The following is a 13,785-nucleotide window of genomic DNA, read 5'->3' on the forward strand; positions in this document are numbered from 1 at the left end:
GCCGATCAGGTGTTGAAGAACAGCGATTGGGCCAGTTGGGCGCCGATGCTGCTGCGATGGATTTCAATCATGTCCCAGTCACTGGGGCCGGTGCGCTGATAGGCACCGCCTAGACGTTGTTGCTCGCGGGTCTTGAGGTGATCCTTGGTGAAGTTTTCCAGCGCGGCATCTTTTGTTTCATAGTGAAAGTGCGCGTACCACAGCACAGTGCCGTTTTCTTTGTCGCGAATCTCGTACTCGTCCAGATAGTCCTTTTTGGGCCCCTTGAGGGGGCGGCGGCTGATGACCTTGACGATGCGGATCAACCCTTGGCTGTTGAGCCAGTCAACCCGTTCGGCGGTTGGCGCTTGATGCTTGATCATGTCGATGTAGTGTTTTTTACCAAGCCGATAGAGGCGTTGCGCCGCGTCGTTGAGCTGGCGCTTGGTTGAGGCGGCAGAAGCGTGATCGCTTTCAGTAAGATTGCGCTGGGTCAGGGCTTCTTCGATATCGTTTGAGGCTTTTTCCAGCGCCTTTGCATGATCATCGAACATGTCTTGAATATCCTGCGGCGCATGCCAGGGTTTCCTGGAGAAACCCTGGTATTTACGGGTTTCAGCTTGTTCGCCATCCAATAGCGCTTGCCCCGCGTTGATGCTGGTGTCCAGATCCACAGCTACCGGTGCGCTTGGCTGCGATGGGGCTTTCTGCCGTTTAACCCAGACTCCCGGTGCCTTCTCATGAAACGTGGCGAGCACCTTGCCGGTCATGTGTGCCTTGACGTCGACCAACGAACTGTCTGCTTGGCGGGGCTCACCCATCACCAAGCCGTGATGACGTGTCTTGATCACTTTACGCCTTGGGGCGGGCTCGGCCCTGGAGCTGCCGGGCTTGGGCTGCTGGGCTTTTTTCTCTCGCAGCAGGTAGGCCAGGTCGTGGATGGCCCGTTGGCTGAACTCGCTTATTTGCAGGCGAAAACGTTCGAGGCGAGGTTTGAGCAAGTGCTGTGGGTAATCGGCGTGCAGATCCAGCAGGCGTTGGTCGGCGCTGGAAAATTGCTCAACGAGGCTGTTGAGCACCTCGATACGATCATCCAGCGAGGCGCCATTACCGCGTTCAACAATCTCACTGAAACTTTCAACGTTGATTTCGGCTGAATCGACGATCTGGCCCATTCGCTCACGCACGGTGGCTGGAATCTGGCTTTGCGTTTCATCGATACACAGGTAACGGCCCAAGCCGATCTCGAGAGATTTGAGTTCAATGAGCGTGAGCTGCGGCAACTCTCGCATGGTTTTACGAATGATCGCCGCGCCTTCATCTCCCAGGGTTTTAAGTTCGTTGAAGCGGTCGTTGATGAATTCCAGCCGCCTGATGATGCCAAGGTTCAGAGTGGACAGGGTGTGTGCGCTTTTTGCCTGGTTTTTATAGTCAATGTCTACCTCGGCATCAAGAACCGGCAACGACGCCTTCAAGGCTTTCCTGTAGCTCTCCACCTGTTGCTCCATGGCTATCTGTGTCAGTTGCACCTGTTGTTTCAGGTAACCGCTCATGTTGCTCTGGTAGGTGGGTACCGTGTCGATGATACTCAAGGACTTCAGCTGGCTGATCGCTTCGTCGTACGCCGCCAGCCGCCTGTCGACCTTATCGATGAACGCTGTACGCTGCAGGTCCGTGGACGGCCCCGGGGTAGCGTCCAGCGCGGGCTTTGATTCAAGCACGTCCAGTTGTTGACTGGCGGCGACGGCGTCAAAAGCGTTGAGCTGGGTCTTGAGTGCTGCAATGCGCGCAGGCTGATCGACCTTGACCGCCCGCCGGCGGTTTCGAAGACCGCCGCCGCGCAGTCGCAGGCGTATGTCGACAAACCACTGGCCCGCCAGATTGCCGATCAGCGGCGGGCCTGTACGCAAGGGAGATTTGGAGTCGATGATAATGACACTGTCGTTGTCATCCACGATGACTTCGAACCAGCGCTCACCAACGGGCGCAAACCACCGATCCGCGAGTGGATAGAGATTGAGATGGCGGCCGGGGGTTTTATTTTGCTCGCCAAGCTTATCGGGTTTGGCAACATTGAAACTGTCGAGGGTTCTGGCCAGCCCCAGGCGACTATGGCTCAGGGCGCCGCGAGTGTGTACGGCACCTTGATGCTTGGCAGGTAGTTGATTGTCGGGAATATCCGGTTGCTGCACGCAGGTATATTTTTTCTCGGCAACCGGCAGTTTGTTCACCGTTTCGATTGTCGTGCGTTCGGATTCAGGCTCAATCCTGGCCGCATCGAACTGCTTTCGAGGGCGCGGGTGCCGCAGGGCTATATGCAGAGTCAGCGCCATACCCAGGTTCAGGAATACATCCACCAACGCTGTCCAGGCTGTTGAGTCGTCATCCTTGTTCACGGCCTCCTCGGCAGCTTGCAGGTCGTCCATGATTTGCCAGATCCAGGCGGCGACTCCCAGGGTGCGGCCCATGAACGGCAGCGCGGCATTGAATATTTGCCAACCTGCATGTCGAAAGGTCGCCCACCGTTTCTGTACGTTGGACACCGACTGGCGTGTCGCCAATTCAACCATGGCATTGGCATTGGCGTTGAACAGCGTCGCTAATGCGTCATTGCCTATTTCCTCATTGGTCAGCGTCACGGGGCCACTCATGTACAGCACGGTAAGCGGCTCGACCAGTGCGCGCACTACGGTCCAGGGCGAGGGTAGGGTGTCTGGGAACACATACTGGGCATAGTTGAAGCGTTGTGCGTCGGGCAGCCAGGCCAGCACTGATTCGCGCAAGGTACGGTCATGCTTGATGGCGTACAGCAGGTTTTGCCTCGATGCAAATTGCATCAGCGTTGGTTCGAGCAGGGGCCGATAAAGCACGCAGGGGCCGGCGTCGGAATGCCTCGGGCCGATCACGAACATATTGGCGACTACGTCTTGCTCATGGCCGGGACGCAAGGTGGGCACAAAGGCCAGGCAGCGAATGACAATGGGCTGCCCATCTACTTTGCGCTCCTGTTCTTCGTTGTGCATCACCGCGGCGATGTAGCGGTAACCGCGTTCATCGATGCCGCCCTGGCCGCGGATTTTCATCTGCAAGGCCAGCAGTGGCAGTTGCACCTGAAGGTGGCGGGTGTAGATCTGCTGTCGATGGCGCGATTGCTGCGGATCATCGAGCAGTTTTTGTTTGACCAGGGCTGGGTAGTTCTGGCCTATATCAATGTCTTCTATGACGTCTTTCAGAAAGCGGTAAGTCAGCCAGGTGGGTACACCGTTGTCCTTGCCGTTGTAGTGCACGGTCGCGTTGCCGGTAGGCAAGCCGGTAAGGTTTTCCAAGGCCAGGTCGATCAGGTTACGACGAGTGATGTCGACGGCACCTGGAATGATAAATGTGCCCCACAGAACCGGGCTTTCAATCACAACCTCGACCTTATCCAGATTCAGACGCACGCCCTTTTCCGGGTCGCGGATATGGCTTTGCAACTGGGTCCGGGCATAGTCACGAATAGACGGAATGCCGTCTTGGAATGTTTCGCCGTGGTAATGGGTGTGCAGTTGGGCCAGGTCGATCATATAGCGGCTGTAGGCGGCTGTATCGGAGTCCGTCGCCGAGGTTAGCCAGTCCGGGAGTTGTTGGTGAATCTGGCGAATATTCGACAACTGGTGATCGCTCATCTCTTCGATGCTCGGCACGATCCGGGCGACAGTTGGGGCGCGTGGCTGATCCTGCAGACCGGCCCCGCTGAGGCTGCCAATGACCTGGATTTGCAGCGAGATCAGTGTGCAGGCCAGCGCATCGAAGAAGTTGCCATCAGGCTCATACAAGCGCCATTGCAAGGTGGTGTCCCGCTCTGGTGCATTCAGCCTTGCCGGCAGCGAAGCACCGAACTGGGCCAATGACTCGAACGTCTCATACCCGCTCACAAGCGAGTGCGTCAGCACCATTGGGCGGTTCTCGTGTTCGCCTACCAATACGGTAATGTCCAGGAAGTAGAGGTGGGTGGACTGGCCATCTTCAAGAATATCCACGTCAACCAGGTAGGCATGGCTTTTATAGGGATCTTTCAGCGAACGCCTGGCTCGGTCTGGCTCCTGAAAAACCGTGCGGGCCATGGCGCATTCGTGCTCATCCAGGCCTTGCTCTTCGGTGATGTTCCACACGTTTCTCAACGCGCTGGAGAAGGCCTGCCAGCGCGGGCCGGCGGCGCCATTGGACGCGTTCCAGAAGTCCAGCTGCTGTTCCTGGAACGCGGCGAACAGCAGGTCGGATAACTCGTTGATCAAACGTGCAATGGCATCGATTTTCACCGCGAGGTGTACAGGAGCCGTAGCGTTGGGTTGTAGCGTGAGGAAGTGTTGACCGTCGAGGTAGGTCACCCTGTCGCTGGACAGTGCCTGATGAGCAAGCACTGAGGTGAGCGATTCCACAGCAGCCGGCGCGCGCTCGACGGCGTTACCGACCACCTCCCATTGAGGGCTGACTACCACGGCCAGATCGGGGTCGATATTCAGGTTGGGATACAACTCTTTGAGTGCAGAGCGCAGGGTGGCGGCGGCAACTTCCCGGGCGGTGGGGCCAGTGGTTAACTGGGTAAGCAGTTCATAGGTACTGGGCGGACGGTGGTTATTAGCGGTGTCATTGGGCATGTGCAGCTCCTCTGCATTCGATGGCCCGGACGGGCTTCGCAAATGAGCAAAGTAGCGAGCTGTGTTGCGTCGAGGGCGGTAGATACGTCGAGGCGCATCTACGCCCGCCAGTGTTTCACGTGCCGGATTTGATCTTGGTCCAGGCTCTGGTCCTGGCGCGCTCCGCATCACGTCCCAGAGGCTTTAACGTATACAGCGTCGCCATCGCCGCTTCGGTCGGGTAAAGGTTGGGGTTGTTGCGAATGGTCGGATCGACCCGTTCGGTCGCATCCTTGTTAGGGTTGGGATAGCCGACAAAATCGCTGATGAGCGCAATGACCTCGGGCTGTAGCAAGTAGTTGATAAAGGTATAGGCGTCCTGTGGGTTTTGCGCGCCCTTCGGGATGGCGAGCATGTCGAACCAGATCGGCGCGCCTTCTTTGGGCAGGCGCATGTCCACGGTGACGCCGTTTTTTGCCTCTTTGGCACGGTTGGCGGCCTGGGAGAAACTGCCGGAATAACCCACCGCGACACAGATGTCGCCATTGGCGATGTCCGCCATGTATTTGGAAGAGTGAAAGTAGGTGATGTACGGGCGGATCTTCATCAACAGCGCTTCGGCCTTGTCGTAGTCCTTGGGGTTGCTGCTGTTGGGGTCCAGGCCCAAGTGCTGCAACGCCAGGGGCAGGATCTCCGAGGGCGAGTCCAGCAGTGCGACGCCGCATTGCTTGAGCTTGCTGATGTTCTCTTCCTTGAAGATCAGGTCCCAGCTGTCCACGGGGGCGTTGTCGCCCAGGGCCGCCTTGACCTTGGCTGGGTTGAAGCCGATCAGGATGGTGCCGTACATGTAGGGCACGGCGTATTGATTGCCGGGGTCGTTGGCTTCGATCAGCTTCATCAGTTTGGGGTCAAGATGGTTCCAGTTCGGCAACTGGCTGCGGTCCAAGGGCTGGAACACGCCGGCTTCGATCTGTTTGGCCAGGAAAACGTTGGACGGCACCACCACGTCATAGCCGGAGTTGCCGGTGAGCAGTTTGGCTTCCAGGGCTTCGTTGGTGTCGAAGATGTCGTACACCAGCTTGATCGACGGGTGCTGGGCCTTGAAGTCTTCCAGCGCCTTGGGCGTGATGTAGTCGAACCAGTTGTAGACCTTCAGGGTTTTTTCTTCGGCCTGGGCTGCGCCGCTGACAACCACGGCGCACAGGGCGAGCGACTTGAGTATGTTCATTGGGCTGCTTCCTCGAAACCTTCCAGCACGTTGACGGCGTTGATGCCGATTTCTTCCACCGCGTAGCCGCCCTCCATCACGAACAGCGTGGGTTTGCCCAGGCGGGCAATGCGTGCGCCCATGGTCAGGTAGTCCGGGCTGTCGAGCTTGAACTGCGAGATAGGGTCGTCCTTGAACGTGTCCACGCCCAGGGACACCACGATGATGTCGGCGGCGTAGCGCTCGATTTCGGCGCAGGCCTGTTCCAGCGCGGCGCTCCAGGCCTGCCAGCCGGACCCGGCCGGCAACGGATAGTTGAAATTGAAACCCGCGCCTTCGCCTTCGCCATGCTCATCGGCATAACCGAGGAAGAACGGAAACTCTGCCTCCGGATGGCCGTGAATCGAGGTGAACAGCACGTCGCTGCGCGCGTAAAAAATGGACTGCGTGCCGTTACCGTGGTGGTAGTCCACATCGAGGATCGCGATCTTTTTGCAGCCCTGATCAAGGAATGCCTGGGCTGCGATGGCCGCGTTGTTGAGGTAGCAATAACCGCCCATCAAATCGCTGGCGGCGTGATGCCCCGGCGGGCGGCACAGCGCGAAGGCACTGTGGGCGCCTTGGGCGATAGCGGCCTGGGCGGTGAGGGCAACTTGTGCTGCGCTGTAGGCCGCTTGCCAGGTGCCGGCTGTAATCGGCGCACCACCGTCGAAGCTGTAATAGCCCAACTGGCCGTGCAGGCTGGTGGGCATCACGCGGCGCAACGTGCGCGCAGGCCAGGTGTAGGGCAACAGATCGCCGTCCTGGTCGTATTCGGTCCAGCGCTGCCAGGCGCCTTTGAAGAAGTCGAGGTAGTCGCGGCTGTGGATACGTTGCAGCGGTGCCAGGCCGAAGTCCAGCGGTGCTTGCACGGGCCCCAGCTCCCGCGCCTTGACCCGTTGCAGCACATGGTCGGCGCGCGAGGGCATTTCGAAGCAGGGCATCAGTTGCCCGTCCATCAGTTCACAGCGGCCATGGTGCAAATGATGATCGTCCGAGTAGATCGTCAGCATGTTGTTGTTCTCCGAAGGCTCTGGGGTATGCCTTGCAGTGTTGCCAGACGCCGGGTTTTGGAGAACGGCAGGAGCGGCCAAAAGGGGATCGATATGGCCAATGTGTCTGTCCGCTATTCGCCCCTTGCTAAGGCCTGAACTGACTCGGTGCCACACCGCTCCAGCGCACGAACGCATGCCTGAAGCTCGCGGTCTCGCTGAAGCCCAGTTGCTCGGCGATCCGGTAGATCGGCAGTTCATCCTCCCCCAGCAAATGTTTGGCGCGTTCGAAGCGTAGTTCGTCGAGCAACTCCTGATAGCTGCAGCCCAAATCATGCAAATGCCGGCGCAGGGTACGTGCTGAACAGTTCATCTGCCCTGCCAGTCCCTCCAGGCCCGGAGCGGCATTCAGTTGCGCGGCCAGTAACAGGCGCACACGCCCCAGCCAGGCCTGGCGACCGGTGAACTCGGCATTCTGCCGCCGGCAGCGTTCCACCATGGCGCAGTGGGTGACGGCGTCGGCCAGCGGCAGGGGTTGATCGAGCCAGTCACGGTCGAACGCAAAGGCATTGCTGGCGGCGCCAAATTGCAGCGGGCAGTCGAAGCGTTCGGCGTAGCGTGCTCGATAGTCGGGCGCTGGGTATTCAAAGCGCGCGCCGAGTAATGGCAGTGGTTGGCCGAGCAGATCGTCGCCGATGACTTTCAGCGAGAGCAGGCAGAACTCGACATTGAAGGCGTGCAGGGCTGGGTCTTCGCGATAGTCACTGGCGCTGAACCAGACACGCTGGCCGTCCTCCTCCAGGCTCAGTTCAAAAAGTGTTCCCAACAGCGCCGGGTAGCGCAGGGCCAGGCGCAAAGCGTCACCGAAGGTGGCACTGGTGAGCAGTGCATAACCGAGCATGCCGTAGGATGACACATGCATGCGCCGGCCCAGTTCCAAGCCGATACCCCGGCGCAACGCCACGGCGTTGGCGCATACGCGCATTTCCTGATGAGTGATAATACGCGTATCGGCGCGGCCCAGGTCGGCGCTGCTGATGCCACTGCCGGCCAGCAGGGTTTGGCTGGGTATGCCGTCAGGCTTGAACGTCTCCAGTATCAGCGAGACCGCATTGAGGGTGGTCAGGTGTGAATGCAGCATGATCGATTCCAGCCTGGGTTTGCCAGGCTGGAGCAAGTTATGTGCCGTTGCGCGAGGGGGAGGTCAATAGACCTCTGGCGGGAAAAACAAGCGCTGGGCTTGCGTCAGGTTGATGGAGCTGCGGTAGTAGTTGAGTTGTTCCTCTGCGTTTAAGTCGGTGATCGTGTCAGCCACCTCTTTGAGCTGTTGTTCTGCTGGTGTTTTCAACCGTGCATGGAGAAATCTGTTAAGTGAAGCGTGGGCGCTCGAGTATTGGAAATGTGCATACCAGAGGGGTTTGCTGGTAGACAGATCAATGACGGCATACTCATCTTGATAGCTCCAAGTGGCGCCCTTGAGAGGCTGCCGGGTCGTGACCTTTTTGATCGCAATTTCGCGGTGGTTAATGAGCCAGTCGACATGGGCAATGGTCGGCGGCTGTTGCTTGATCAGCTTTGCCACGGTTTCAGTGGCTCGTGCGTAAAGTGCTTTTGTGGCAGCCTTGAGTCGTTTGCGCAGGTCTGCGCTGGATTGCTTGGTTTGTGCCGTGACTTTGGCTTTGATCAATGCCTCGTCAATATCTTGCTCGCTGCGCTCGAGCAACCAGGCGTGCTGGTGAAACATGTACTCGATGCCGATGGCCGTGCGCGAGGTATCGTTGGCTTGTTGGCTGGCGCGTTCTTGAAACTTCGGCAATTGGGCCAGTAGTTTCTCGCCCGCGGTGGTGGCGTCGTGGAGCGTGAGCGTTGCGGATGTGGCCTGTGCCGGGGGCGTTTCGATGTGTTCGACCCACATACCCGGAGTCTTCTCATGAAAGGTGGCCAGGACCTGGCCGGTTATCGGGGTCTTGATATCAACGAACCTTGATACGGTCCCTATGGGGTCCAAGCGGGGTTCGCCAATCAACACGCCGTTGTAGCGTGTCTGGATAAATTTTTTCAGCGGCCTGGGTAGCGCAGGGGGAGGGGTGGGCCTGATTCGCGTCAGTTTCTGTTCCTCGTGCAGAGGGACAAGTGCCGCCTTGGCGCGGTTGGCGAACCCTTGCAGCGATCGACTCAGGCGTTCCAGGGGTTGGGCCTGGATCTGTTCGGAGAACTCTTGAGAAAAGTCCTTCAAGCGCTCATCGATGAACTTGAACTGCTCCACTAGATTGCTCAAGGCATCAATACGCTCGTCCAGGCGATATTCGCTTCGCTCATCCAGGGTGTCACGCAGGGTCTGTACCGCGACGTCGGCACTGTCGAGCGTGTCGTTGAGCATCTCCCAGGCATGGGGTTCGGTTGCGAGGGATTCAGGGGCCAGGCACAAGTGACGCGCCAACGTCACCTGCAGGGCCCTGAGATCGTCGCTCATATAGCGGGGCAGTTTGCGCTTGCTCTCCCTGATCACGTCGAATCCGGCCGGGCCGAATTTGCGTAGTTCGGTGAAGCGTGACTGAGCGTAATCCAGGCGCTTGATCATGCTGTCGCTCATCTCGACGATCTGTTGGTAGTCCGCGATATCGCTGGTATGAGGTGGCGGTGCATGGATTGGGAGCTGTTCCAGAACGGGCGAAAGTTTTGAAGTAAAGGGTACGAGTTCTTCGTTTACCCCTGCTTCATTGAGCGCCAGTTGGGCCTGTAGATAGCCAATGGCTTTTACTTGGAACTCAGGCTCCGAGGTGAAGACGGCGATGGTCATCAGGTGTTGCCGTGCTTGTTCGTAGTCTTCCGATTGGCCATCGAGCGTGTCCAGGTAGGCCTGGCGTTTGGCTTGGGCACTGGTACTGGGGGCCTCGTCCATTGCTTTGCGGGTTTCTTGCAGTAGGTGCTGCTGGGTTTTCTTCGCGCTTTCAAACGCTTTCAATTTTCTGCGCGATGCGTCGGCTTCGGTGATCGCAAGGTCCTTGGCGGTATTTTTCAACCGATCGGTACTGGGTTTGCGCAGGCGCACCCGGTGGTCGACGGACCATTCGCCCTGAGCGTTGTGAATCAGTATGGGGCCGATGCGGTTGGCCTGGTTGGGGTCAATGACAACAATGTTTTTATCGTCGTCCACTTTCACCATGAACCAGTTTTCGCCGACGGGAGCGTAGTGCTGCTCTCCTGACTGATACAGGTAGCGGTCAGCAGCCGGCTGGTCTATGACGGCGCCGAGGTCAGCGGGCTTTTCTGTTTTAAAGCTTTCAAGCATCGAGGTTTCCAGCGCTGGCGTGCGGTTGATTGCGCCGCTCGTGTTCAGTGCGATCTCGTGATCGGGAGGCGGGGCCAGCGAGGTTCGCTCAGGCAGTTGCTCGACGGTGAAGCTTATCGTGCTGGAGGGGCCCGGCGTTTCAGGCGCAAGCTCGGTCGTCTTGACTTTGGTGGGCTCGATCCTGGCCGGCTCGAACTTAGGTCTGCTGCGCTGTGCGCTGTGTAAGGTGATCGCCATACCCAGGTTAAGCAGCACATCGGTCAGCGCAGACCATTGTGCAGGCTTGTCGCCCTCCTCATGGGCCTGGGCAAAAGTTTCCAGCTGTTCGACGATTTGCCAGATCCACGCGCTAGTGCTTGCGACGCGCCCCATAAAGGGCAGTGCGGCATTGAAGAGCACCCAACCGGCCTGCTTTAGCGTGTCCCAGCGGCTTTCGGCATTCGATACCGATTGGCGGTCCGCCAGTTCAATCAGCGCTTTGGCGTTGCTCTCGAACAGCGTCTTGAACATATCCCCGTTGAGGCTCTCCTCACCAAGACTCACGGGACCGCTATAGGTCCATAGCTCGATGGGGTTTACCAGAAAGTCGGCGATGACCCACGGCGACGGCCAATGACTGGTAAAGACATAATTGGCGTAGTGGTTACGCACCGCGTCCGGTAGCCAGCTAATCACCGAATCGCGCAACGTGCGCGACTGGCTGATGGCATACAGCAAGTTTGCCGGTGATGGGTATTGCAGCAACGCGGGTTCAAACAACGGGCGGTATAGCAGGCAAGGGCCGTCTTGAGCATTTTCTGGGCCGATGATGTACATATTGGTGACGTCATCGTTGCCGTTGATGAGCCGGCGCTTGGGGTTGAAGCTCAGGCGTCGCACCATGATGGCTTTGCCGTCGACGTAATGGTCGCCGCTTTCAGGCTGCATCACAGCCACAACGTAGCGGTAGCCGCGCTCGTCAATCCCGCCCATGCGGCGAATCTTGTGCTGTAAGGCCAGCATCGGCAATTGGACTCGCAGGTGATCGCGGTACAGTTTTTTGCGACGTGACGCCTCGGCCGGGTCATCCAGCAGTTTGCTGCGGATCAATGCAGGGTACGTGACACCGATATTACAGCGGCTGATCAGTGTTTCGAGGTAAGCCACGGTTATCCGATCCGGTATGGATTGGCGGATGTCGCTCAGCAACGTTTTATTACCGGTGGGCAGTGCAATCAGGTTTTGCAGGGCCAGTTCGGCAAGGCTGAACGTGGTGGTTTCGAACTGCCCGGGCACGGTGAAAAGGCCCCATACCACAAGGCTCTTGACCTGGATTTTCAGCTTGTCGAGCTTCAGGTAATGCAGCGTCGGGTGGTCCTTGAGCAGCTCGATTTTCAACTGGTCCAAGGCGAACTGATGAATGCTGGGAATACCGTCATCGTAGGTCTTGCCGGCATTCAGGCTATTGAGCGAGGCCAAGTCCTTGAGGTGGCGTGAATAAAGCGACTGATCGCTGGCAGAGGCATCGGTCAGCCAGTCCGGCAGTTGGGTTTGATACCAGCCTGGGCCCGGCCCTTTGGCGATGGCTTTTTCGGCAGGCATCGGGAGTGTTTGCAGGGGCGGGTGTTTCGCGCTGGGCTGTTTGTAATCCCCGGTTTTGAGGTTTTCCACAGTCTCAAGTTGCAGGGCGATCAGCTTGCAGGCAGCGTGCTCGAAAAAATCGCCGTCAGGTTCATAAAGGCGCCACTCCAGGCGATCAAAAGCCTCCGGTTGCTCCAGGTGATCCTTCAACGAATCGCCTAGCTGTTGGTAGGTGTCGTATTTCTCGTATCCCTTGAAGGGTGAGTAACAGAGGATCAGGGTTTTGTCTTCGAGTTTGCCCTCGAGCACGGTCATGAATACTTGGTCGGTGTGCTGCGTCTTGGAACCTTTTACCAGGTCGGCATCAATCAGATAAGCGCGGCTGCCATAAGGGTTATTGTCTTGGCGAGCGGAGCGGGTGGGTGCATGAAACAGCGTTCGGGCCATCGTGCAGTCTTCGTCGGTCCAGGCATCGACGTGTTGCACATTCCAGGCCCCGCGCAGGCTCTGGGTGAGTGTTTGCCAGCGAGGACCGTTGCCGTTGCTCTGGTTCCAGAACGTTACCAACTGTTCCTGAAAGGCCCGGTAGACCACCGGCGCCAGGGTATTGATCAGATTGGCGATTTCGACAATACGCACGGGCAAATGAAGCGGGGAGGTGGTCAACGGCTTCAGGGTCAGGAAGTGATTGCCCTCGACGCACAGCGTCGGCACCTTGAGGATGGCCTGCCGGGCCAGGATGCTGCTCAAGGTTTCATAGCGTGTTGGCCCTGGCACGATCTGGTCATCGATGAGCTCCCAGGTGGGAGTGCCCATCAGTGTCATGGCCGGGTCGATGTCCAGGTCTGGGTATTTCTCCAGTAAAGACTGGCGCAGCAGTTCGCGAGCGGCTTCACGGAACGAAGGTCCGACGGACAGTTGAGTGGCCAGTTTGTGTGTTTCAGTGTCTGGAGGCGTTTGCTGCGAGGGTGTGGAGCTGGAGGTTGTCATGCGGGCATCCCTGTCTTGCCGATCAATGGAAAAAGCCGAGAGCAGGCTCGGGTTTTCCATGTTAGGTATCAGCAAGCAGGGAATAGCAGTGCTTATGTAGGGCTGTCTTGGGCGTTCAAGCTGGGTTGGTACGCAGGTCCAACTCTACCAGGCGCCGCACTTCCTCGACGGCAAGGCCGGCACCGAGCAGGGCGTGCAACTTGCCGAACGCGGCTTCGCGGGTCATGCCTGCGCCGGACAACACGCCGGCGCCCCGCAAGCGGCTGCCGGCCTCGTAGACATCCAGCTCTACACCGCCTTCATGGCACTGAGTGATGGCGACCACCACCACACCTTGATCTTGCGCACGCTGCAAGCTGGCGAGGAACTGCGGATTATCGCTCGGCCCGGTGCCGCTGCCGAAGCACTCCAGCACCAAGCCCTGAATGCCGCTGCTGATGATTGCGTCTAGCTGTGCAGCGTCGAAACCGGGTATCAGCGGCAGTACGCCGACGTTCGCCAAGGCTTTGGGCTGACGGTAATCCAGCGCTGCCGGCAGGGTTTCGGCACGGGCGAAGTCATCCTTGCGTTGCAAGGCCGCAAACGGATTGCGCCCAAAACTGCGAATCTTCGCGCAGCGGGTCGGTGCCATCAGCGCGCCGTGGAAGTACAGGTGCACACCCGGCTCCAACCCTTCGGCCAAGGCTGTCAACGCACCGCTGACGTTTTCCCAGGCATCGCTGTCGGGCACACCGGCGGGCAGCATCGAACCGGTGAACACCACCGGTGCCGGCAGGCCCAGCAGTTGGAAGCTCATGGCCGCCGCGCTGTAGGCCAGGGTGTCGGTGCCGTGCAGGATCAGCACGGCATCGCAGCCGGCGTCTACCGCCTCGACCACGGCGCTGCGCAGGCGCTGCCAGTAAGCGGGGTTCATGTTGGCGCTGTCGATCAGTGGTGACATTTCCCGGAAGCGCCACGCGGGCAGGTCTGCGTCGGCGAACTGTTCACGCATGCGTACTTCAAAACCAGACGCGGGTGCCAGGCCATTGGCGCTGGCCTGCATGCCAATGGTGCCGCCGGTATAGAGCACCATCACGTTATTAGCTGATTGCATCGAAAATCTCCTGAACG

6 protein-coding genes are annotated in these 13,785 nt (G+C 58.6%); all 6 read right to left on the reverse strand.

Annotated features, from left to right (window positions below; translation table 11 throughout):
• Positions 1-5: 5 nt before the first annotated feature.
• Positions 6-4,616, reverse strand: a complete 4,611-nt coding sequence (locus tag HU730_RS13565) for a DUF6543 domain-containing protein (protein WP_186527040.1) — start codon at positions 4,614-4,616, stop codon at positions 6-8.
• 115 nt (positions 4,617-4,731) lie between these two features.
• A complete protein-coding gene (locus HU730_RS13570; RefSeq protein WP_060763881.1) occupies positions 4,732-5,823 on the reverse strand; it encodes a polyamine ABC transporter substrate-binding protein in 1,092 nt (363 codons plus the stop codon).
• Entirely contained in the window at positions 5,820-6,854 is a 1,035-nt protein-coding gene (locus HU730_RS13575) for a histone deacetylase family protein (RefSeq protein ID WP_034129137.1), read from the reverse strand. Before HU730_RS13575 ends, HU730_RS13570 begins: the two co-directional genes overlap by 4 nt.
• A 127-nt stretch (positions 6,855-6,981) precedes the next feature.
• Positions 6,982-7,974, reverse strand: a complete 993-nt coding sequence (locus tag HU730_RS13580; RefSeq protein WP_186527041.1) for an AraC family transcriptional regulator — start codon at positions 7,972-7,974, stop codon at positions 6,982-6,984.
• Between the two features lie 63 nt (positions 7,975-8,037).
• A complete protein-coding gene (locus HU730_RS13585) occupies positions 8,038-12,675 on the reverse strand; it encodes a hypothetical protein (RefSeq protein WP_186527042.1) in 4,638 nt (1,545 codons plus the stop codon).
• 115 nt (positions 12,676-12,790) lie between these two features.
• On the reverse strand, positions 12,791-13,768 hold the full coding sequence (locus HU730_RS13590) for an asparaginase (protein WP_072445656.1): 978 nt from the start codon (positions 13,766-13,768) through the stop codon (positions 12,791-12,793).
• Positions 13,769-13,785: the final 17 nt, after the last annotated feature.

Origin of the sequence: Pseudomonas sp. SWRI22 (assembly GCF_014268395.2) — a bacterium.
Classification (GTDB): domain Bacteria; phylum Pseudomonadota; class Gammaproteobacteria; order Pseudomonadales; family Pseudomonadaceae; genus Aquipseudomonas; species Aquipseudomonas paracarnis.